The organism is Nocardioides ultimimeridianus, assembly GCF_054777895.1.
In genome coordinates, this window is sequence record NZ_BAAHAB010000020.1 from 123,464 (window position 1) to 144,815 (window position 21,352).

20 protein-coding genes are annotated in these 21,352 nt (G+C 71.9%); 15 read left to right on the forward strand and 5 right to left on the reverse strand.

The window, feature by feature from the left end; genetic code table 11:
• Positions 1-25 precede the first annotated feature (25 nt).
• The 6 genes from dapE (at position 26) to ACYU8V_RS17605 (ending at position 4,368) form a co-directional block, all read left to right on the forward strand.
• Positions 26-1,123: a succinyl-diaminopimelate desuccinylase gene (gene dapE, locus ACYU8V_RS17580; RefSeq protein WP_460849184.1), complete on the forward strand. Its 1,098-nt coding sequence runs from the start codon at positions 26-28 to the stop codon at positions 1,121-1,123.
• Positions 1,120-1,848, forward strand: coding sequence for an LOG family protein (locus ACYU8V_RS17585; RefSeq protein WP_460849186.1), 729 nt, complete (start codon positions 1,120-1,122; stop codon positions 1,846-1,848). The genes dapE and ACYU8V_RS17585 overlap by 4 nt, the downstream gene beginning before the upstream one ends.
• Positions 1,849-1,867: 19 nt before the next feature.
• The gene (locus tag ACYU8V_RS17590) at positions 1,868-2,185 is read left to right on the forward strand and encodes a DivIVA domain-containing protein (protein ID WP_460849187.1); all 318 of its coding nucleotides are present in this window, start codon (positions 1,868-1,870) and stop codon (positions 2,183-2,185) included.
• 103 nt (positions 2,186-2,288) lie between these two features.
• Positions 2,289-2,456 (forward strand): DUF3117 domain-containing protein, encoded by a 168-nt coding sequence (locus ACYU8V_RS17595; RefSeq protein WP_091024313.1) that lies wholly within the window; start codon positions 2,289-2,291, stop codon positions 2,454-2,456.
• A 68-nt stretch (positions 2,457-2,524) separates the two neighbouring features.
• Positions 2,525-4,039, forward strand: coding sequence for a leucyl aminopeptidase family protein (locus ACYU8V_RS17600; protein WP_460849190.1), 1,515 nt, complete (start codon positions 2,525-2,527; stop codon positions 4,037-4,039).
• Positions 4,027-4,368, forward strand: coding sequence for a hypothetical protein (locus ACYU8V_RS17605; RefSeq protein WP_460849192.1), 342 nt, complete (start codon positions 4,027-4,029; stop codon positions 4,366-4,368). The genes ACYU8V_RS17600 and ACYU8V_RS17605 overlap by 13 nt, the downstream gene beginning before the upstream one ends.
• A 3-nt stretch (positions 4,369-4,371) precedes the next feature.
• Here the strand turns inward: ACYU8V_RS17605 and ACYU8V_RS17610 are convergent, their stop codons facing one another.
• Positions 4,372-5,010, reverse strand: a complete 639-nt coding sequence (locus tag ACYU8V_RS17610; RefSeq protein WP_460849278.1) for an O-methyltransferase — start codon at positions 5,008-5,010, stop codon at positions 4,372-4,374.
• A 181-nt stretch (positions 5,011-5,191) separates the two neighbouring features.
• Between ACYU8V_RS17610 and sigE the strand changes: the two genes are divergently transcribed.
• The 3 genes from sigE to ACYU8V_RS17625 are packed head-to-tail and all read left to right on the forward strand — an operon-like array spanning position 5,192 to position 7,741.
• Positions 5,192-5,791: an RNA polymerase sigma factor SigE gene (gene sigE / locus ACYU8V_RS17615; RefSeq protein WP_460849193.1), complete on the forward strand. Its 600-nt coding sequence runs from the start codon at positions 5,192-5,194 to the stop codon at positions 5,789-5,791.
• Positions 5,788-6,294, forward strand: coding sequence for a hypothetical protein (locus ACYU8V_RS17620; RefSeq protein WP_460849194.1), 507 nt, complete (start codon positions 5,788-5,790; stop codon positions 6,292-6,294). Before sigE ends, ACYU8V_RS17620 begins: the two co-directional genes overlap by 4 nt.
• Positions 6,295-6,328: 34 nt before the next feature.
• Positions 6,329-7,741: a S1C family serine protease gene (locus tag ACYU8V_RS17625; protein WP_460849195.1), complete on the forward strand. Its 1,413-nt coding sequence runs from the start codon at positions 6,329-6,331 to the stop codon at positions 7,739-7,741.
• A gap of 16 nt (positions 7,742-7,757) precedes the next feature.
• Here ACYU8V_RS17625 and ACYU8V_RS17630 read toward each other — a convergent pair whose 3' ends face one another.
• Complete coding sequence (locus tag ACYU8V_RS17630; RefSeq protein ID WP_460849196.1) at positions 7,758-8,000, reverse strand: helix-turn-helix domain-containing protein; 243 nt, start codon at positions 7,998-8,000, stop codon at positions 7,758-7,760.
• 196 nt (positions 8,001-8,196) lie between these two features.
• Between ACYU8V_RS17630 and ACYU8V_RS17635 the strand changes: the two genes are divergently transcribed.
• Together ACYU8V_RS17635 and ACYU8V_RS17640 are read left to right on the forward strand one after the other, a co-directional pair.
• A complete protein-coding gene (locus ACYU8V_RS17635) occupies positions 8,197-8,763 on the forward strand; it encodes a hypothetical protein (RefSeq protein ID WP_460849197.1) in 567 nt (188 codons plus the stop codon).
• Positions 8,764-8,776: 13 nt separating this feature from the next.
• On the forward strand, positions 8,777-9,994 hold the full coding sequence (locus tag ACYU8V_RS17640; protein ID WP_460849198.1) for an AAA family ATPase: 1,218 nt from the start codon (positions 8,777-8,779) through the stop codon (positions 9,992-9,994).
• Here the strand turns inward: ACYU8V_RS17640 and ACYU8V_RS17645 are convergent.
• A complete protein-coding gene (locus tag ACYU8V_RS17645) occupies positions 9,984-11,291 on the reverse strand; it encodes a hypothetical protein (protein WP_460849200.1) in 1,308 nt (435 codons plus the stop codon). The two genes, ACYU8V_RS17640 and ACYU8V_RS17645, sit on opposite strands and share 11 nt — an antisense overlap.
• Positions 11,288-11,650, reverse strand: coding sequence for a hypothetical protein (locus tag ACYU8V_RS17650; protein WP_460849201.1), 363 nt, complete (start codon positions 11,648-11,650; stop codon positions 11,288-11,290). Before ACYU8V_RS17650 ends, ACYU8V_RS17645 begins: the two co-directional genes overlap by 4 nt.
• Before the next feature lie 113 nt (positions 11,651-11,763).
• Here ACYU8V_RS17650 and ACYU8V_RS17655 point away from each other — a divergent pair, with 113 nt between their 5' ends.
• Positions 11,764-13,206: a WS/DGAT/MGAT family O-acyltransferase gene (locus tag ACYU8V_RS17655; protein WP_460849203.1), complete on the forward strand. Its 1,443-nt coding sequence runs from the start codon at positions 11,764-11,766 to the stop codon at positions 13,204-13,206.
• Complete coding sequence (locus ACYU8V_RS17660) at positions 13,203-13,385, forward strand: hypothetical protein (RefSeq protein ID WP_460849204.1); 183 nt, start codon at positions 13,203-13,205, stop codon at positions 13,383-13,385. The genes ACYU8V_RS17655 and ACYU8V_RS17660 overlap by 4 nt, the downstream gene beginning before the upstream one ends.
• Here the strand turns inward: ACYU8V_RS17660 and ACYU8V_RS17665 are convergent.
• Complete coding sequence (locus ACYU8V_RS17665; protein ID WP_460849205.1) at positions 13,375-13,857, reverse strand: DUF2505 domain-containing protein; 483 nt, start codon at positions 13,855-13,857, stop codon at positions 13,375-13,377. The genes ACYU8V_RS17660 and ACYU8V_RS17665 overlap by 11 nt on opposite strands.
• A 262-nt stretch (positions 13,858-14,119) precedes the next feature.
• Between ACYU8V_RS17665 and ACYU8V_RS17670 the strand changes: the two genes are divergently transcribed.
• Positions 14,120-16,423 carry an autotransporter outer membrane beta-barrel domain-containing protein gene (locus ACYU8V_RS17670; protein WP_460849207.1) on the forward strand — a complete coding sequence of 768 codons (2,304 nt, stop codon included), beginning with the start codon at positions 14,120-14,122 and terminating at the stop codon, positions 16,421-16,423.
• A 64-nt stretch (positions 16,424-16,487) separates the two neighbouring features.
• Complete coding sequence (locus tag ACYU8V_RS17675; RefSeq protein ID WP_460849209.1) at positions 16,488-21,284, forward strand: NAD-glutamate dehydrogenase; 4,797 nt, start codon at positions 16,488-16,490, stop codon at positions 21,282-21,284.
• Positions 21,285-21,352 lie beyond the last annotated feature (68 nt).

Below are 21,352 nucleotides of genomic sequence, written 5' to 3' on the forward strand. Positions count from 1 at the left end.
TTACCAGCCCTGCTTGACTGTGCGTGTGGCCCCGCACCTCGACCTGTCCCTCGATCTCAGTGATGTCGTCGCCCTCACCGAGCAGCTCGTCGACATCGAGTCGGTGAGCCTGAACGAGCAGCACATCACCGACCTCGTCGAGCAGGCCCTGACCGGTCGCGACCACCTGCACGTGCAGCGCTTCGGCAACACCATCGTCGCCCGCACCGAGCTCGGCCGCGGCGAGCGCGTCATCCTGGCCGGGCACCTCGACACGGTGCCGATCAACGACAACCTGCCGAGCCGCAACGACGGCGAGTACCTGCACGGCCTGGGCACCAGCGACATGAAGGGCGGCGACGCGGTCATCATCAAGCTCGCCGCCGAGCTGACCGCGCCCAACCGCGACCTCACCTACGTCCTGTACGACGCCGAGGAGATCGCCGCGATCCACAACGGGCTCGGCAAGCTGTCGACCGAACACCCCGAGCTGCTCGAGGCCGACTTCGCGATCCTGATGGAGTCCTCGCGGGCCGAGATCGAGGCGGGCTGCCAGGGCACGTTGCGGGTCGAGGTCAGGACCCAGGGGGAGCGCGCCCACTCCGCCCGTGCCTGGACCGGCAGCAACGCCATCCACGCGGCCGCGCCCATCCTCGCGACGCTCAACGCCTACGTGCCGCGACGGCCGGTGATCGACGGGCTGGAGTACCACGAGGGGCTCAACGCGGTCGCGATCGGCGGTGGCGTCGCGGGCAACGTCATCCCCGACGAGTGTGTGGTCACGATCAACTACCGCTTCGCCCCGGACCTCTCCGAGGCCGAGGCGCTGGCGCACGTGGAGGAGGTCTTCGCCGGCTACGCGGTGACCTGCACCGACTCCTCGCCGGGCGCCCTTCCCGGGCTCGAGCTGCCCGCCGCGAAGGCGTTCGTGGAGGCGGTCGGACAGCCGGTCAGCCCGAAGTTCGGCTGGACCGACGTCGCGCGGTTCAGTGCGCTCGGCATCCCGGCGGTCAACTACGGCCCCGGCGATGCGGCGTACGCGCACAAGAAGGATGAGAAGGTGCTGATCGCACGCATCCGCCAGTGCGAGGACGCGCTCCGTGCCTGGCTCACCGACGAACACCCCGAGCAGGAGACCCGATGACCCGGCGTACCAACCCCGGCCCGCGGCCCAGCAAGGGCCGTCCCGAGGGCACCACGACCGACCAGCGACTCCTCGACACCCGCGGCGACGAGGGGTGGGTGCACACCGATCCCTGGCGGGTCATGAAGATCCAGGCCGAGTTCGTGGAGGGCTTCAACGACCTCGCCGAGCTGGGGCCGGCGATCTCGGTGTTCGGCTCGGCGAGGATCCTCCCCGAGCACCCGGGCTACCAGGCCGGCGTGAAGGTCGGTGCCGCGCTCGCGGAGGCGGGCTTCGCCGTCATCACCGGGGGCGGCCCCGGCGCGATGGAGGCCGCCAACAAGGGCGCGCGGGAGGCGGGCGGCGAGAGCATCGGCCTCGGCATCGAGCTGCCCTTCGAGAGCAGCCTCAACGAGTACGTCACGTTCGGCCTGGACTTCCGCTACTTCTTCGTGCGCAAGACGATGTTCGTGAAGTACTCGCAGGGCTACATCGTGCTGCCCGGCGGCGTCGGGACCCTCGACGAGCTCTTCGAGGCGATGACGCTCGCGCAGACCAAGAAGATCACCCAGTTCCCGATCGTGCTGATCGGCGTCGACTACTGGTCGGGCCTCCTGGACTGGATGCGGGGCAGCATGCTGGACGACGGCCGGATCAAGCAGTCCGACATCGACATGCTCACCGTGACCGACGACGTCGACGAGGCGGTGGCCCTGATGGTCGCCGCGCGCGACCGGCACGTGTGAGCGGGCAGGGGAGGGAGAGGTGAGCGACACCATGATGTGGGTCTTCGCGATCATGATCGTCCTGGTGATGGGGGTCATCGCGATGCTGGCCGCGGGCCGCGGCGAGCCGATGACGCCGGCGTACGACGACCGGCCCGACGCCGTCGTACCGCAGGACCGCCCGCTGGCGGCCCAGGACCTGCGCGGCGTGCGCTTCTCGCTGGCGTTGCGGGGCTACCGGATGTCCGAGGTCGACGCGCTGCTGGACCGGCTCGCCCGCGAGATGGGCGGCGACGCCGCCGGGTCCGCGGATGGCGGAGCGGATCGCCGGGACGACATCGACCGAGCGGCCGACTGACCCCCGTCGGCTGTGCGCCACAACACGCATAGGCGATAATGGTCGCGCCCCCACTCGCGTGGGAGCGAAGGATCCCACCTGCAGCGAGAAGAAGGGGTGCCGCATGGCGGCGATGAAGCCTCGGACCGGCGACGGTCCGCTCGAGGTCACGAAGGAAGGTCGCGGCATCGTCATGCGCGTCCCGCTCGAGGGTGGCGGCCGTCTGGTCGTCGAGCTGAACGCCGAGGAGGCCGGCGCGCTGGGCGACGCTCTCAAGAACGTCGTCGGGTGACCTCACCCTCCCTTCCCACGCAGGTTTCGCCGCCGCAGTTCGCGCTCAGCGCGGAATCCCTCGGTGTGGTGGCGCGCGCCCGTGGCGTCGAGGTGGCGGCGGTGCCCGTGCTGCCCGGCGAGGACGCCGACGTGCTGCTCGGCCCCGGTGCCGCCGATCTCGCCGACGCCCTGGGCATCGACCTGCTCGCGGCCGCTGAGGTGCACGGGCTGACCGGCGCGGTGGGGGAGGCGACGATCGTCCCGGTGCTCGCGCCGGCCGCGGACCTGCCCGACCTGCGGGCCGTGGTCCTGGTCGGAGTCGGGGAGGCGCGTCCGATCGACGTACGCCGGGCGGGCGCCGCGCTGGCGAAGGTCTGCCGCGACCGGGGGGCCGTGGCCACCTCCGTGCCCGACGTGGCGGCGGAGGACGACGCCATCGACGCAGCGATCGAGGCGTTCGTGGTCGGCATGACCCTCGGGTCCTTCGACTTCAACTGGCGATCCGACGGCCCCGAGCACCGCCCGGTCGAGCGCGTCGTGATCGCGACCCAGGGCGGGCCTGCCGACCGCTCGCTGCTGGAGCGCGCCGTCGCGCTCGGGGGCGCCGGCTGGCGCTCCCGGATGCTGGCGACGGTCCCGTCGAACCTGAAGAACCCGGCGTGGCTGGCCGACCAGGCCGAGCAGATCGCGCAGGCCGCCGGCCTGGTCGCGAAGGTCTGGGACGAGCAGGCCCTGCGCAAGGAGGGCTTCGGCGGCATCGCGGCCGTCGGGCGCGCCTCGGCCACGCCGCCGCGCCTGATCCGCCTCGACTACACCCCCCGTGGCATCTCGGCGCGCTCGGCCAAGAAGCTCCCCACCGTCGTGCTGGTCGGCAAGGGCATCACCTTCGACAGCGGCGGCCTCAACATCAAGCCCGGCCAGAGCATGGCCACCATGAAGCGCGACATGACCGGCGGTGCCGTCGTGCTCGCGACCATGGCGGCGCTCGCCGACGTCGACTGCCCGGTGCGGGTGATCGGCCTGGTCGCTGCCGCGGAGAACGTCATCTCCGGCGACGCCCTGCGCCCCGGCGACGTGATCACCCACTGGGGCGGGCGCACCAGCGAGGTCGGCAACACCGACGCCGAGGGCCGGCTGGTCCTGGCCGACGCGCTCGCGTACGCCGTCGCCGAGCTCGATCCCGCGGTCGTCGTCGACGTCGCCACGCTCACCGGTGCGGTCAAGATCGCCCTCGGCCAGCAGGTCGGCGGGCTGTTCGCCACCGACGACGCCCTCGCCGACCGCCTGCGGGCCGCGGGCGAGCACGCGGGCGAGCCGCTCTGGCGCCTGCCGCTGTACGACGGCTACGAGGACTCCCTGTCCTCCAAGATCGCCGACGCCCGCAACGACCCGCCCGGCCCCGGCGCACTGACCGCTGCGCTGTTCCTGCGCCACTTCGTCGGCGACGTGCCGTGGGCCCACCTCGACATCGCCTCGGTGGGTGACGTCGAGAAGGAGTGGCACGAGTGGACGCCCGGCCCGTCCGGGTTCGGCGCTCGTCTGCTGCTCGGCTGGCTCGGCACCCCCGATCCCCTGGAAGGAATCGCATCATGCGCGGACTGACCGTTCGCTGGTCCCTGACCGCCGCCCCCGAGGGCGTCGAGCAGCAGCTGCGCGACTACGTCGCAGACACCTCCCACGGCCGCTTCCAGGGCATGGACGGTCTGGCCTACAAGACCTGGCGGATGGCGCCGGGCGAGTGGTTCGAGGGCTGCTACGTCTTCGCCGACGCCGCCGCCCGCGAGGCGTTCCAGACCACGTTCACGGCCGGTGCGGCCGAGGCGCCGGGCTCGCAGATCATCGGCAGCGCGCCGATCCTGATCGAGCCCTGCGAGATCGTCTCGATCGCCGAGGGGGCCGCGGGGTTCGCGGTCGCCCCGCGCGGCGAGTAGCCCTCAGACCTCGGGCGTCCAGACCTTCTTCGCCAGCAGCAGCCCGTCCCCGACCGGCAGCAGCACCGGCACCAGGCCCTCGGTCTCCGCGACGGCCTGGACGAGGTCGCGGATCGCGACCGTCTCCTCATCGCGCTGGGACGGGTCGGCGACCCGGTCGTGCCACAGCGCGTTGTCGAACGCCAGCACGCCGCCCGGTCGCAGCAGCCGCATGGCCTCGGCGAGGTAGGCGGCGTACTCCCGCTTGTCGCCGTCGGCGAAGACCAGGTCGTAGTGGCCGTCGGTGAGCCGGGGGAGCACGTCGAGCGCGGAGCCGGCGATGGTGCGCACCCGCTGGGCGGGGATGCCGCCGTCCTTGAAGGTCTCGCGCGCGAGCCGCTGGTGCTCGGCCTCGACGTCGACGGTGGTGAGTACGCCGTCGGGGCGCATGCCGCGCAGCAGCCACAGGCCGGAGACGCCGGTGCCGGTGCCGATCTCGACCACGGCGCGCGCCTCGAGGACGGCGGCGAGGAAGCGCAGGGCGGCCCCGCCGCCCGAGCCGATGGACACGACGCCGACCTCCTCGGCGCGCGTGCGCGCGGCAGCGAGGACCTCGTCCTCGGCCACGTAGTTCTCGGCGTAGGTCCAGCTGGTCGGGTTCATCGCGGTGACGGGCACAGGCTCACCCTAGTGCGCGACATGCCGATCAGGCATGAACCGAGCCCGGGCCGGGAACACCGAACACACGCTGTTCGTTGATGCTCTTCACAGGGAAGTCTCAGGCACCACTTCTAGCGTGAGGGGAGCGATCGGCTTGGTCGCGAGGATGCGGAGGAAGGTAGCCATGTCGGCTCCGGCGGTTGAGAAGGCGGGCACCGAGGTGCGGACCGACCCCGAGGCCTGGGCGCAGATCGTCGAGGAGCACTCCGACCGGGTGTTCCGGCTGGCCTACCGCCTCACCGGCAACCGGCACGACGCCGAGGACCTCACCCAGGAGGTCTTCGTCCGCGTCTTCCGGAGCCTGCACACCTACACGCCCGGCACCTTCGAGGGCTGGCTGCACCGGATCACGACCAACCTGTTCCTCGACCAGGCCCGCCGCAAGCAGCGGATCCGCTTCGACGCGCTCTCCGATGAGCGCGCGGCCCGGCTGGCGAGCCCCACGGCGGCGCCCGACACGGCGTACGCCGACGGCACGTTCGACGACGACGTCGAGTCCGCCCTCGCCGCCCTGCCCCCCGACTTCCGCGCGGCCGTCGTGCTGTGCGACATCGAGGGCCTGAGCTATGAGGAGATCGCCGACATCCTCGACGCCAAGATCGGCACGGTCCGGTCCCGCATCCACCGCGGCCGCGCGTTGCTGCGGTCCGCGCTGGCGCACCGCGCGCCGGCCGAGGGCCGCACCCGGTTCGCCGGCCCGCAGCCGCAGGTCACGGGCGCATGATCGGCCACCTCGGCGCGCGGGTCAGCGCCCTGCTCGACGGGCAGCTCAGTGCCGCAGAGACCGAGGAGGCCTGGCAGCACGTCTACGGCTGCCACGCCTGCCGCGACCTGGTGGAGCGGGAGGGCTGGGTGAAGTCCCGGCTCGCCGGGCTCGCCTCGGGTGCCGACGACGCGCCGCTGCACGACCTGAAGGGTTCCCTGCTCAGCCTCACCCCGAGCGACTCCTACCTGGCGTCCGGACGCGACCGGATCGCGCGCCGGGTCGGCGTCGGGGCCGCGGCCGTGGGCGGTGGCGCGATCGGCGCCGCGCTGCTCGGTGTCGTGGCGCTCGGGATGGCCCCGGGGTCCGGCGCCGGCGACCTCCGCCAGCCGGTCACGCAGGTCGGCAATCCCACGCAGACCCCCGGCGTGACCGCGGCGGTGCGTGAGCGCCGCCAGTCGGCCGCACGGCCGCACCTGCTGCACCGGGGCCTCGACCAGGTCGTCGCCGGCCCGCTCCGCTGAGCTCGGGCTGGGGCCCATCGGTCATGATGGGGGCGTGAGCGACGAGCAGAGCCCGGTCGAGGAGACGCAGCCGATCCTCCCCGCCCCGACGCCCGAGCCCTCGCCGTGGGCGCCCCCGGTCCCGGGCGCGGCGCCCCTGACGCCGCCCGTCGGCGTACCGCTGCAGGAGCCGGTGCAGGAGTCGGTGCAGGAACCGGTCCAGGAGCGCGCGTCGGAGCCGGCCCCGCCCGTCGATGCCGCCGCTCCGAGCGACGTACCGCCCCTGCCTGCCCCGCCGGCGCCGCCCACGCCCACCCAGTACCTCACCCTCGGCGGCGGCTTCCCGCCCCCCGTCGACCGCCCTCGTCGTACGCCGGGATGGGCCTGGCCCGCCATCGCGCTGATGGCGCTGGTCGTCGGCCTGCTGGGCGGGATCGGCGGCGCGGCGCTCTACCACCACCTCTCGACCTCCAGCGGCCAGGTGTCGGCCGGCCTGAGCGGTGTCGACCTGGCCACGGACCCGCCGCTGCCCCAGGGCGGCTCGGTCGCGGCCGTGGCCGCCGCCGTCCTGCCGAGCACCGTCCAGATCGTCGCCGAGTACGGCGGCGAGGACGACGGCGCGACCGGCTCCGGGTTCGTCCTCGACAACCAGGGTCACGTGATCACGAACAACCACGTGATCCGAGCGGCGGCCGTGGACAAGGGCCCGATCACGGTCATCTACGAGGGGGGCAAGCGCTACCCGGCGACCATCGTGGGACGGAGCACCGTCTACGACATCGCCGTCCTCTACGTGAAGAACGCCCCCAAGGAGAAGCCGGCCGCACTCGGCGCATCCAAGGCGATGCGCGTCGGCGACCCGGTGGTGGCCATCGGCTCGCCCCTCGGCCTGGACGCCACCGTCACCTCCGGCATCGTCAGCGCGCTCCACCGGCCCATCCAGACCGGCGAGAGCGCCACCGACCAGTCGTTCATCGACGCGATCCAGACCGACGCGGCGATCAACCCCGGCAACTCCGGCGGCCCCCTGGTCAACATGCGCGGCCAGGTCATCGGCATCAACTCCGCGATCGCGACCAGCGGCGGCACCGGCACGACCTCCGGGCAGGCCGGCAACATCGGCCTCGGCTTCGCGATCCCGGTGGAGCAGGTGCGGGTGACGGTCGACCAGATCCTGCGCACGGGCAAGGCGCAGTACCCGCTCATGGGCGTCAAGCCGACCCCGGAGAAGGGCCTCAACCTGGACGGGGTCACGGTGGACACCGTCACTCCGGGCAGCGGTGCGGACGAGGCCGGCATCAAGCCGGGTGACGTCATCACCAGCGTCAACGGGCAGCCCGTCACCAACAACGTCAGCCTCTACGTCCTGGTCCGCACCTTCCAGCCCGGTGACAAGGTGAAGGTGGAGTTCCAGCGCGGGGGAGACCAGCACTCGGTGGACGTGACGCTCACCGGCGAGGTCGGCTGAGCCGGCCCCGAACGCCTCAGGCGTCGACGTCGGTGGTGCTCTCCTCGAAGGGGTGCTCGGCGACGAACTGGCGGGCGTCGTCGTACATCCGGGCGATGTAGTCCTCGAGCTTGTCGGCCTCGACCCGCCACTGGCCGCGCCCGCCGATCTTGATCGCCGGCAGGTCGCCGCGGCGTACCAACGCATAGACCTGGGCGCTGGAGGTGTTGAGCACCTCGGCCACGTCGGCCAGGGTCAGGAAGCGGGGAGTGCCTGCCATGCACCCATCGTGTCACTCCGCACCCCCGGCCGGCGGACCGGCGTGGCCGCCTGTGGACAACGGGCGTGACGGATCGGCGCCGTCGGCGCATGATGTGCGCGTGTCCAGTCTCGGGAGTCCGGGCACGCCGACGCCTCCTCCGGCCCAGCGGGTCGGGAGGGCCGGGTGGCGTGACCCACGGTTATGGATCGGTGTCGTGCTCGTGACCGCATCGGTGGTCGCGGGCGCGCGGTTGCTGGCGGGGGCGGACGACACCGTCCGGGTGTGGGCGCTGGTCCACGAGGAAGGTGCCGGGGCCCACCTCGGCTCCGCCGACCTGGTCGTACGCCGGGTGCGGTTCGCCGAGGCCGGCGACCTCGACCTCTACTACTCGGCGGACGAGGACCTCCCCGGCGACCTGGTGCTCGACCACACCGTCGGCGCGGGCGAGCTGCTCGCCCGCTCGGCGGTCGCCGCGCCGGGGGAGTCGGACACGGTGCGGGTCTCGATCGAGGTCGACCCCGGGTTGGTGGACCCGGACGTCCAAGCGGGATCGGTCGTCGACGTCTACCTCGACGACAAGAGCGCGACGGGCAGCGGCTCGTCCGGGGACGGCAGGGCGCTCAGCGGGGTGACGGTGCTGGCGGCCCCGGCGTACGACCAGACCTACGCGGTCACCGGCGACCGGCAGCTGGTCCTGGCCGTGCCGACCGGCCAGGTGGACCGCTTCGAGCACACCCGCGCGGCCATGGAGGCCCCCGAGATCAGCGTGAACGTGCACTGATGGGGGCGCGCGCGTGATCGTCGCGGTGATGGTCGAGTCCGGCGCGGGCTGGGAGCAGCAGGCGCTGGCCGTGCTGACCGCCGACCCCGGCATCGTGGTGCTCAAGCGGTGCGTCGACGTCGACGACCTCGTGGCGACGGCGAGCACCGGTCAGGCCGAGGTGGCCGTGCTGGGTGCGGATCTGCCCGGGCTCGATCGCGCGGTCGTCGACACGCTCGCCGGCCACGGCGTACGGCTGGTCGGGATCGCCCAGGATCCCGACTCCACGCGGGTGCGCGCCGGCAGGATCGGCCTGGAGGCGCTGGTCGCCGCCGATGCGATCGCCGACCTGCCGGGGGTGGTTCGCGAGCCCGCGTCGGCGACCCGGCCCGCGGTCGTCGTACCCCTCGAGCCGGAGGCGCCACTCCCGTCGCTGCCGGTCGGCGGCGACGGCCGGGTGATCGCCGTGTGGGGTCCCACCGGCGCGCCGGGACGTACGACGGTCGCGGTCGGCCTCGCCGCCCAGTTGGCCCGGCGCGGCCTGAGCACGGTGCTCATCGACGCCGATCCGTACGGCGGAGCCGTCGCCCAGCACCTGGGCGTGCTGGACGAGGTGTCGGGGCTGCTCGCGGCGGCCCGGCTGGCCGCGGCCGGCACCCTGACCGCGAGGTACGCCGAAGTTCCGCGCCGGCTCTCGGACCGGCTCCACCTGGTGACGGGCCTCCCGCGACCCGACCGCTGGCGCGAGCTGCGTCCGGGCACGCTGGACGAGCTCGTGGCCTGCGCGCGGCAGGGGTCGCAGGTGGTGATCGACACCGGCTTCGACCTCGAGGCCGACCCGCTCGCGGACCCGGGGGTGCGCCCGGAGCGCAACGGGCTCACCTTCGAGGCGCTGGCGCTCGCCGACGAGATCGTGGTGGTCGGCTCGGCGGACCCCGTGGGGCTGGCCCGGCTGGCGCGGGCGATCCGGGACCTGGCCGAGCACCGCGCCCGGGAGGGCACCGGTCACGCGGTCGTGCGGGTGGTGGTCAACCGGATGCGCGCGAGCCTCGGCTGGCGCGAGGCCGACGTCGCCTCGATGCTGGCCGGCTTCGGCGCCCCGGGCGAGGTGCGGTTCCTGCCCGACGACCAGCCCGCGGTCGATCGCGCGCTGGTCGCCGGCAGGTCGCTGGTGGAGTCGGGGGACTCCGCGCTGTCCAAGGCGATGGCGTCCCTGCTGGACGCGATGGCTGGTCTGGCCGTCAGCCGCTGAACAGCAGGTAGAGCCCGCCGGCCGTGAAGCCGACCATGGCCAGCAGCACGGGCAGCTGGCCGAGCACGTGCCACTTCCGCGGCAGCACGACCAGGGCGCGGTCGTGCGAGGCGGCGGCAGCGGTGACGTGCCCGATGACGACGGCGACGACCTTCATGGAGGCCAGGAAGGTCGGGTGGTAGCTGAACCAGTAGTTCGAGGTGAAGCCGTCGGTCCCGAACAGGTTCCAGCCCTTGCCGAACGGGTCGCTCACCCGCGCGAGGGTCTGGATGCCGTTGTCGATGAGGAACGTCAGGTAGTGGGCCAGGATGTAGGCCGCGATGATCGGCACGATCGTGTGCGCGAACTGGCGCGGCAGGAGCCGTTGCGGCGTCGTACCGCCCGGGGTGAGCAGGCAGGCGACCGTGAGGATCAGCCCCGCCGCGCAGCAGAAGCCCAGCAGCCCGAGGTTGTTGATCACGTTGCCGCTGATCGAGGAGGTCTGGATCATGTGGATCCACCGGTTCGACTCCTTGAAGGAGTCGAAGGCGGTCGACCCGAACAGCACCGCGACCACCGCGACCAGACCGGGCCGCGCGGGCAGCGTGGCCAGGTTGGCGAGCGGGCTGCGCAGGACGAGCCGTCCGTCGCGCTTGGCCCACACCGACAGGTGCGCCATCGCGGTGGAGTAGACCTCGAACGGATCGGCACGCGCGAACCAGCGCTGGCCGAACAGCATGCCGCCGACGAGCATCGCGCCGCCGTACACCGCACACCACAGCCGCAGGCTGTTCAGGTCGGTGGGGTTGCTGGAGACCAGCTCCTGCCAGACGAACGCGAACAGGCCGAGCGCCGCCGGCCAGTGCCCCAGCCACTCGGGATAGGTGAGCATGCCCTCGCGCGGGTCGGCGCCGGTCAGCCGGGTGAGCCCGGCGGTGATGGTCCGCATCGGGCTGAGCGCGCGCCAGACCGGGCCGAACAGGATCGAGGCGGCAGGTACGCCGACCCAGAGCCACACGAAGAAGATCCCCATGAACGGGTTGGTCGTGTAGGGCTGGCCCCACAGCGCCGCGGCGGCCGTGTACAGCAGGGCCACGATGCCGATCGTGCGGAGCACGACCAGCGTGGCGGGAGCGCCCGCGATCCGGTCCAGCAGCGCCGGCGCGGGCCGGCCGCCGGGCACGGCGTACCGCGGTGTGCGCCAAGCGAGGATCAGGACGGCGAAGGACAGCACCAGCGCGGCGACCGCGCCGGAGATCGCCAGTCCGAGGGGGATCGGCAGGTCGGACTGACCGCCGAACCCGTGGGCCTCGATCACCGGACCTCGAGCTGGAAGAGGGTCTCCTTGAGCTCCTCGACCTCGACCTCGACCGTGCCGGGACGGCTGATGGTGAAGCTGTAGTCGTGGGTCCCCTTGGCGACCTCGATCGGCTGGCCAGCACCGCCGCTGTGGACGTGGATCTCGTGCGCGGTGTCCGAGGTGACGTGTAGGACGATCTTCTGGCCGGTCGCGGCGTCGATCCGGGTGCCGTTGGGGGTGATCGAGGTGCCGTTGATCGTCACGTCGATGGTGAGCGGGGTGCTCGCGTCGGCGGACGAGCCGGACTTCGAGCCGCACGCGGTCGCGAGGAGCAGGACGGCGGCGAGGGCGATCGCGGCACGGAGCGTGGTGCGCAAGGTGGAGCCTTTCGGGACGGAGAACACAGCGAGACGGGGACATCTGGCTGTCCGGCGTCTGTCACAATCTCATGCGGGTCTGAATGGCTCCTGAGATTCGGAGGTGGTCGGCCGTGGTGGACCGGGTACGCCGGCGAGACCTCGCCTTCCTCACCGAGGAGACGGCCGAGACGCCGCTGCACAACGCGACGATCGAGGTGTTCGAGCCCGGCGACGGCGAGGACGCCTTCGACTACCGCCGGCTGCTGACGCTGATCGGCGACCGGCTCGCGTTCGTGCCGCGCTACCGGCAGCGGCTGATGACGGTGCCCGCGCATCTGGCCAACCCGGTGTGGGTCGACGACGAGTCCTTCGACCTGACCTTCCACGTACGTCGCTCCGCCCTGCCGCGGCCCGGCAACCACGAGCAGCTGATGGACCTGGCCTCGCGGATCGTGTCGCGGCCCTTGGACCGGACGAAGCCGCTGTGGGAGATGTACTTCATCGAGGGTCTCGAGGGCGGCCGCGTGGCGCTGCTGTCCAAGACCCACCAGGCACTCGTCGACGGCATCCACACCGTCGACCTGGGCCAGCTCCTGCTCGACCCCTCGCCCGAGCCGCGGCTGCTGGACTCCGACGACTGGGAGCCGCACCGCGCGCCGAGCCCCACCCAGCTGCTGCTGGGCGCGGTCGAGGACACGATCACCTCCCCGGAGGTCATCCTGGACACGCTGCGGACCCGGGGTCGCGCGGTCGCGCGGCTGACCGACCAGGGCACCCGTCGTACCAAGGCGTTCGCGGGGGCGCTGGCCAACCGGGCCGGCAAGAAGGGCACCCCGATCAGCGGCGGGCTGTCGCAGCAGCGGCGGGTCGTCGCGCTGCAGACCTGCCTCAAGGACTACCGCCGGGTGCGGGCCGCGCACGGCGGCACGGTCAACGACGTCATCCTGGCCACGATCGCCGGCGGGCTGCGCGCGTGGCTGATGACGCGTGCGGAGTCGTTGGGCGGGCTGCGCCAGGTGCGCGTGCTGGTGCCGGTCTCCGTCATCGACGAGGAGCTCGAGGCGACGTCGCTCGGCAGCCAGATCGCCGCGCACTTCGTGGACCTGCCGATCGGTGAGGCGAGCCCGGTGGTGCGACTGCACCAGGTCTCCTACTCCTTCCAGGCGCACAAGGAGACCGGCCGCAGCGTGGCCGCCAACCGGCTCGCCGGCGTCGCCGGCTTCGCGCCGACCACCTTCCACGCGATCGGGTCGCGGGTCGCCTCGCACGAGCTGCGCCGCGGCTACCAGCTGTCGGTGACCAACGTCCCCGGCCCGCAGTCGCCGCTGTACGCCGCCGGCGCCAAGATGGTCGCCAGCTACCCCGTCCCGCCGCTGCTGCCCGGCCATCCGCTGTCGATCGGCGTGACGTCGTACGACGGCGGCGTGTTCTACGGCATCACCGCGGACCGTGACTGGGTCCCGGACGCGGAGCTCCTGGCGACCTGCCTGCGCGAGGCGCTGGAGGAGCTGGTCGACGTGTCCTCGGACTCCCGCGAGCAGGCGCCCCGGGGCAGGAGCACGACGGACGCATGATCGCCCTGCACCTGGGGGCGTTGCACCCCTACGAGCGCGTCCTCGTGCTGGTCTTCGCGATCGGCCCGTTCGTCATCCTCGGCATCGCCATCTGGATCCGGGCGCGCCAGGACCGTGCGGCCGCCCTCGCTGAGGAGCAGACGGCGTCACCGGAGGAGCCGGACGGGCCTACCGGCTGAGCCAGTCGACCCCGGTCCGCTGCTCGGCCTTCAGGGCGCTCGTCAGCAGCTTGACGATGAGCTCCTCGAGCTTGCCGGCGACCAGCGGGATCTTGACCTTGACCTGGAGGTCGACGGTCTCGGTGGTCACGCCGTCCTTCTCGACCAGGATCGCGGTGCCGACCATCTCGCCGGGCTTGCCGGGGATCGTCACGTTGATGTCGCCGTGGGTGGGGCTGCTCCACGACTCGGTCTGCAGGACCGTCGTGGTCGCGCCGACGAACTTCTTCGCGAACGACGGCACCCGCTCGGTCGGCTGCGCCATCTCGATGCGCACCTGCTTGGCGTTCACGTCGCCCTCGATGCTCACGTCGTAGGTCACCGCGCGCTGGTTGCGGCACACCTCCTCGCGGAACGCGGGGTCGGACAGCATCGCCGCCACCTCCTGCGCGGGGGCGTCGTAGACCATCTCGTGCAGCAGCCGGGTCGCCATGGCCCCATCATTCCAAGCGATTCCCCAGCGGGCGCGAGCGGGCTGACATACCGTGCGGTCGGGAGCGAGGGGGAGTGGGATGTCTCGGAGCGTGAGGTACGCCGGCCTGCTGGTCGGCGCGCTGCTGGCGGTGCTGCTGCCCTTGATGTCGGGGCCGTCGGCCCAGGCGAGTGGTGCACCAGAAGCACTCACCGGGCGGCACCTGCTGTCGGTCGTGCGCACCCGGCTCGTCCCCGCCCCGACCCTCTCGCCCAGGTGGCCGGTGCTCGGCCAGCAGTACACCATCAGCGGGCGGATGCCGGTTCCGGTGCGTCGCCCCGTCGTGTTGATCATCGACGGAACGCGCCGCAGCTGGTCACACACGACCAGGTTCGGTCACTACCGATTCATTCTCCGTGCACCGAGCCATCCCACCGCTCTGCACATCAGGGTGCGCGCTCCGTGGTGGCGTGGGCACCAGGCGATGGTGACCCGGCCCCGACTCGTTCCGATCAGCATTCCCCAACAGCGCTGTGTGGCCCTGCCTGCCGGTACGACGACCTGGAGCCCGGGTTCTCAGCACGAGCTCGACTGCCAGATGACGATTCCGGTCGGGTCGACGCTCGAGATCGGAGCGGGCGCCACGCTGTTCGCGGGACAATTCGCGCGCATCGACGTCCAGGGATCCCTCGACGTCCGAGGTACTTCTGAAGCTCCGGTCCGGTTACGTGCCAAGAGCGGCGGCCTGCGTTGGAGCGGCATCTCCGCCTCGGGTGCCCCCGACATCTCGCTGACCCATGCATTCATCACCGGGGCCGGGTCGGGTGTCGATGTCGAGACCGATGCGGCCGGCCCAGGTGGCCGGCTCGTCATCGATCATTCCCGTTTCGGCAACGACGCTCAGGGCGTGGTCAGCCACGGTTCTACCGAGGTCTCGGTCACGAACTCCGAGTTTGTCGGCGGTACGACGGGGGTGTGGCTCACCGCGTCGCACCCGACGTTGACATCGAACCTCTTCCACGACCTGCAATGGCCTATCTCCCTCTCTCGGTCGACCATCGCGCCGGATCAGATCCACGACAACGTCGGATACTCCAACGCCGCGAGCGTGTGGGCGATCTATGCGGGTGCGGTCGACGTCGACGGCCAACTGGCCACCGGTCCCGAATCCCCGACTGCTGGGACGGCAACAGATCCCGCGGTGCTGACACCCGTGCTGGGGGGACCGGCACTCGAGGTGCTTCCTGGCGCCACCCTGACCATCGGCCCCGGGGTCGTCAAGGCCGCAGGCGAGGCCACCATCTCCGTCGAGGGCACCCTCGACCTCCAGGGCACCGACGCAGCCCCAGCCCTGTTGACGTCCGTAGCCGATGACAGCGTCGGCGGAAAGGCCGGGGCGGGAGCGCATTCTCCGGCGGCGGGCGATTGGGGCGGCATCGGTGGCGCGGGTGGGCAGATCGACGCGCACCACGCGTCGATCAGGTATGCCGACGCGGGCTTCTTCTCTGCGGTGGAGGGGACCACCCTCTCGGTCACGGATTCAGATCTCGAGCACAACAACGCCGGGGTCTTCGGAATCGGGTCGGTGTCCGTCACGCACTCGCACGTCACCGACGGCGAAGGCGTGGTGCTCTACGGAGGCAATCATCCGCGCATCGCCGACAACACGTTCACCAACACGGTCTGGGCGATCGCTCTCGGCGGAATGTCGGTCGATCTCGATGACCTGCACGGCAACACCGCGACCGATGCTGGGTATCTCGAGCTCTCCCTCGCAGGACCCGAGACCAGCTACGCACCCGTCACGATCGATGCTGACGGCGCGTGGCCGACCGGTCCGGGTGAGTGGAACCCGACTGGTGAGTGGCCCGCTGGGCAACCGGTCGCTTTGACTCCAGTCGTGGGAGGAACGGTCACCATCTCAGCCGGCGCGAGCACCACTGTGGGATCGGGAGCACTCAAGTTCAGCGGGCTCGGGACTCTGGACGTCGCGGGCGGTCTCACGATCTCAGGCACCACGACGCAGCCGGCTGTGCTGAGCAGCGACGAGGACAACCGGGTGGGCCTGGCTGTTGCCGGCGAAGGACCCGGCTCGGTCGAGCAGTGGGACGGCATCTCCTGGCATCCAGGGGCGCACGTGTCCGTCAGCAACGCCGTCCTCCGGGGCGGTGGCCTCCGAGCGGTCGGCACCTTCACTGATCCTCAGGATCCGACCACACTCAGCAATGTCGAGTTCGCGAACACGACCAAGGCGATCGATGTGGCGGGCACGACCGGCTGCAGCAACCCCTTCGGCACGACCGCCGTCACCGGCAGCAACGTCTGGCTCGGGTCCACCGGGACCCCCGGCGGGCTGTCCGCCCTCGCGACGGTGACCGACCCCGGCACCGGCGACACGACGTATGCGCAGGCGAAGGCGGCGTACGACGACGCCGTCACGCTCTACGGCGGCCTGGACAGCAGCGTCACCGACAACACCATCCCGTTCGCGGACTGGGCATGCGCGGACTGGTCCTTCCCGGTCACGCCGGTCCAGGTGGACCTCGCGCAGGCGGCGCCGTACCCGGCGTACGCGCAGGCTCCCTGACCGTGACCGATCTGGGACCCGCCCCGCGTGGAACACGCCCCGCGCGACGGGTAGCGTCGGGGGCGTGTCAACGACGACGCAGGGAGAACAGGCGACCCTCGGGGAGCGCGGCCGGATCCTGACCGAGGCAGCCGATGCGGCGCGCCCCGGACGAGGGGGCACGAGCGGAGGGCCGCCCCGCGACCAGCTGCTCGACCTGCTGCGGGACTACTTCCACCACGCCTCGACCGACGAGCTCGCACGGCGTACGCCGATCGACCTGTACGACGCCTTCGCGTCCCACTGGCACTGGGCGGCCGACCGGAGACCCCACGAGGCGAAGGTGCGGGTCTTCACCCCGACTGTCGCCGAGCACGGCTGGTCGGCCGACGGGCACAGCGTGGTCGAGATCGTCGTGGACGACATGCCGTTCCTGGTCGACTCGGTGGCCCTGCACCTGACCGAGAACCGGCACTCGCTGCCGCTGTTGCTGCACCCGACCTTCGACAGTCGCGAGCACCCCGGGCAGCGCGAGTCGTGGATGCACCTCGAGATCGGCCGCGTCGACGCCGAGGAGGCCGCGCGGCTCACCGAGGCCCTGACCCGGGTGCTGTGCGACGTGCGCGCCGCCGTCGAGGACTGGCCGCTGATGCTCGCCAAGGTCGGCGCCGTGGTCGAGGAGTTCGCCGAGAGCCCGCCGCCGGTCTCCGCCGAGGAGGTGCACGAGGCGACCGAGCTGCTCGGCTGGCTGATCGACGAGCACTTCACGTTCCTGGGCTACCGCGAGTACCTGCTCACCGAGGACGACACCTGCCTGCAGCCCGTGGCCGGCAGCGGCCTGGGCATCCTGCGCGACACCGACAGCACCGGCGCCGCCGTACGCATGCCCGACGCGGTGCGGGAGAAGGCGACTGAGAAGACCCTGCTGGTGCTGGCGAAGGCCAACGCCCGGGCGACCGTCCACCGCGCCGGCTACCTCGACTACGTCGGCGTCAAGCTGTTCGCCGAGGACGGCCGGGTGATCGGCGAGCGCCGCATCCTGGGCCTGTTCACCAGCTCGGCCTACACCGAGTCGGTGCTGGAGACCCCGGTGGTGCGGGCCAAGGTCGACGAGATCGTGCGCCGCAGCGGCCTCGACCCGCGCAGCCACGACGGCAGCGCGCTCATCGACACGATCGAGGGCTACCCGCGCGAGGAGCTGTTCCACACCCCGGCGACCGAGCTCAGTGACCTGGTCGAGGCGGCGATGCAGGCGCGCGAGCGCCGTGCGGTCCGGGTGCTGATCCGCCGCGACACCTACGGCCGCTACCTGTCGGTGCTGGCCTACCTGCCGCGCGATCGCTACAACACCGCCGTCCGCGAGCGCTTCCAGCGCATCCTGGGGGAGCGCTTCGACGCGTCCTCGGTGGACTTCCACGTCTCGATCAGCGAGTCGGCGACCGCCCGCGTCTACTTCGTGGTGCGGATGCCCGTCGGCCGGCTGCTGCCCGACGACATCGGCACGGCCGACCTGGAGCGCTCGCTGCTCGAGGCCAGCCGCTCCTGGCACGACGGGTTCGCCGACGCGGTCGATGCGGCGTACGGCGAACAGGCGGGGGCCACCCTCGTCCGTCGGTACGCCGACGCCTTCCCCGAGTCCTACAAGGAGGACTTCGACCCGCGGGCGGCCGCGGCCGACATCGGCCGGATCGAGGACCTCGGCGGCGAGGAGGGCATCGACTTCGCCGTGTACGCCGACGTGGACGCCGCCGACGAGGTGCGCCTCAAGGTCTTCCGGGTCGGTGGGCCGATCTCGCTGTCCGGCGTGCTGCCGATGCTGACCTCGCTCGGCGTGGAGGTGCTCGACGAGCGACCGCACGAGCTCTCCGGCCTGCCCAGCCGCACGTTCGTCTACGACTTCGGCCTGCGCTGCCCCGGCGGTCTGGCCGACAGCGCGCGGGCCGCGTTCACCGACGCCCTGCGCGCGATGTGGGAGGGGCGGGCCGAGACCGACGGCTTCAACCGGCTGGTGCTGCGCGCCGGTCTCGACTGGCGCCAGGCGACGGTGCTGCGGGCCTATGCGGCGTACCTGCGCCAGGGCAGCAGCCCGTTCACGACCGAGTCGATTGAGACCGGGCTGGCCGACAACGTCGACCTGGCGCGGCTGCTGGTGCGGCTGTTCGAGACCCGGTTCGACCCGGCCCGGTCCGATGACACGCGCGAGCACGAGCAGCAGGCCGTCGTGGAGCGGATCGAGCGCGCTCTCGACGAGGTGGTCAGCCTCGACCACGACCGGATCCTGCGGTCCTACCTGACCCTGATCCGGGCGACCCTGCGCACCAACCACTTCCAGACCCTCGACGGCCGGTACAAGGACTACCTGAGCCTCAAGCTCGAGCCGTCGGTCATCCCGGACCTCCCCGAGCCCCGGCCCCGCTTCGAGATCTTCGTGTACTCCCCGCGTGTCGAGGGCGTGCACCTGCGCTTCGGTGCGGTCGCCCGCGGCGGCCTGCGCTGGTCGGACCGGCGCGACGACTTCCGCACCGAGATCCTGGGCCTGGTCAAGGCGCAGATGGTGAAGAACACCGTGATCGTGCCGGTCGGCGCGAAGGGCGGGTTCTACGCCAAGCGCCTGCCCGACCCGGGGCAGCGCGACGCGTGGCTGGCCGAGGGCGTGGCCTGCTACCAGACCTTCATCCGCGGTCTGCTGGACCTGACCGACAACCTGGTCGACGGCGAGACGGTGCCGCCGACCGACCTCGTGCGCCACGACGGCGACGACTCCTACCTCGTGGTCGCTGCCGACAAGGGCACGGCGACCTTCTCCGACATCGCCAACGCGGTCGCCGCCGACTACGGCTTCTGGCTGGGCGACGCGTTCGCCTCGGGCGGCTCGGTGGGCTACGACCACAAGGCGATGGGCATCACGGCCCGCGGCGCCTGGGTGTCGGTACGCCGCCACTTCCGCGAGCTCGGCATCGACTGCCAGAGCGAGGACTTCACCGCCGTCGGCGTCGGCGACATGTCCGGGGACGTGTTCGGCAACGGCATGCTCTGCTCGGAGCACACCCGCCTGGTCGCCGCGTTCGACCACCGCGACATCTTCATCGACCCCGAGCCCGACTCCGCGGCGTCGTACGCCGAGCGCAAGCGGCTCTTCGAGCTGCCGCGCTCCTCCTGGCAGGACTACGACAAGGACCTGATCTCCGAGGGCGGCGGCGTGTTCCCCCGCACCGCCAAGTCGATCCGGCTGACCCCGCAGATCCGCGCGGCCCTCGGCATCGACGAGTCGGTCGAGAAGATGACGCCGAACGACCTGATCCACGCGATCCTGCTGGCCCCGGTCGACCTGCTGTGGAACGGCGGCATCGGCACCTACGTCAAGTCCCGCTCGGAGACGAACGCCGAGGTGGGCGACAAGGCCAACGACGCGATCCGCGTCGACGGCGGCGCTCTCCGCGCACGGGTGGTCGGCGAGGGCGGCAACCTCGGCCTGACCCAGCGCGGCCGGATCGAGTACGCCGAGGCGGGCGGCCGGGTGAACACCGACTTCATCGACAACTCCGCCGGTGTGGACACCTCCGACCACGAGGTCAACCTGAAGATCCTGCTGGACCGGGTGGTGGCCGGTGGCGACCTGACGACCAAGCAGCGCAACGCGCTGCTCGCCTCGATGACCGACGAGGTGGCCGACCTGGTCCTGCGCGACAACGCCGACCAGAACACGGCGCTGGCCAACGCCGCGAAGAACGCGCCGAGCCTGCTGCACGTCCACGAGCACTGGATGCGCCAGCTGGAGAGCGAGGGCCTGCTCGACCGCGAGCTCGAGGCGCTGCCCGACAGCAAGGAGGTCGCCCGGCGGATCGAGGCCGGCGGGGCGCTCACCCAGCCGGAGCTGGCGGTGCTGATGTCCTACACCAAGCTGGTGCTCGCCGACCGGCTGCTCGCCACCGACCTGCCCGAGGACCCCTACCTCGAGCAGGACCTCATCGGCTACTTCCCCTCCGCCATCCGCGAGGGGTACGCCGAGCAGATCGCCGACCACCCGCTGCGCCGCGAGATCATCGTGACCCAGGTCGTCGGCGACCTGGTCAACGGCGCCGGCATGACCTACTGGCCGCGGCTCGCGGCCGAGACCGGCGCGGACGTCGCCGACCTGACCCGCGCGAACTTCGTCGCCCGCGAGATCTACGCCTCGCTGCCGTGGCGGCAGGAGGTGGCCGAGCTCGACAACGTGCTGGACGCGGGCGTGCAGACCCGGCTGCGGGTCGAGATGCGCACCCTGGTCGAGCGCGCGTCGCGGTGGCTGCTCACCCACCGGCGCGGCGCCGACAGCCAGGAGACCGTCGACCACTTCGCCGGTCCGGTGCAGGCGACGCTGCCGCAGCTGCCCGAGCTGCTGTCCGGCCGCGAGTTGAGCGCGTACGACGAGCGGCGGGCCACGTGGGTCGCCGCCGGCGTACCGGAGGAGATGGCGGGACGCGCGGCCAGCTTCGAGGTGGGCTACGCCCTGCTCCACGTCGTCGACATCGCCCGGGCGCAGGACCTCGCACCGGACCTGGTGGCGCGGGTCCACTTCGCGGTGGGCGAGCGACTCGGGCTGCCGGTGCTGCAGCAGCGGATCGTGCGGCTGCCGCGGGCCGACCAGTGGCAGACGATGGCGCGGGCCGCGCTGCGCGACGACCTGCACGCCGTGCACGCCGAGCTCACCGCCCAGCTGCTCGCCGACGCGGACAGCCCGGCCGACACCGACTCGGTGGAGCTGGTGGCCGCCTGGGAGTCGCGTCACGCCGCCGATCTGGAGCGCGCGGCGACGCTGCTCGGGGACGTCTGCTCCGACGAGGACGCCGACCTCGCCCGCGTCTCGGTCGGACTGCGGGCGGTACGCTCCCTGCTGTCGTGACTCGGGACGCGGGGATGGAGCCCCGCGGCGGACCTCCCGTTTCGCATGCCTGCCGTTGGGGGAGACGG

Bases quoted from the DNA above. Each gene is read 5' to 3' on its own strand.
- ACYU8V_RS17585 (WP_460849186.1), top strand. From the start codon at position 1,120: ATGACCCGGCGTACCAACCCCGGCCCGCGGCCCAGCAAGGGCCGTCCC.
- ACYU8V_RS17595 (WP_091024313.1), top strand. From the start codon at position 2,289: ATGGCGGCGATGAAGCCTCGGACCGGCGACGGTCCGCTCGAGGTCACG.
- ACYU8V_RS17605 (WP_460849192.1), top strand. From the start codon at position 4,027: ATGCGCGGACTGACCGTTCGCTGGTCCCTGACCGCCGCCCCCGAGGGC.
- ACYU8V_RS17610 (WP_460849278.1), bottom strand. From the start codon at position 5,010: ATGAACCCGACCAGCTGGACCTACGCCGAGAACTACGTGGCCGAGGAC.
- sigE (WP_460849193.1), top strand. From the start codon at position 5,192: ATGTCGGCTCCGGCGGTTGAGAAGGCGGGCACCGAGGTGCGGACCGAC.
- ACYU8V_RS17620 (WP_460849194.1), top strand. From the start codon at position 5,788: ATGATCGGCCACCTCGGCGCGCGGGTCAGCGCCCTGCTCGACGGGCAG.
- ACYU8V_RS17630 (WP_460849196.1), bottom strand. From the start codon at position 8,000: ATGGCAGGCACTCCCCGCTTCCTGACCCTGGCCGACGTGGCCGAGGTG.
- ACYU8V_RS17660 (WP_460849204.1), top strand. From the start codon at position 13,203: ATGATCGCCCTGCACCTGGGGGCGTTGCACCCCTACGAGCGCGTCCTC.
- ACYU8V_RS17665 (WP_460849205.1), bottom strand. From the start codon at position 13,857: ATGGCGACCCGGCTGCTGCACGAGATGGTCTACGACGCCCCCGCGCAG.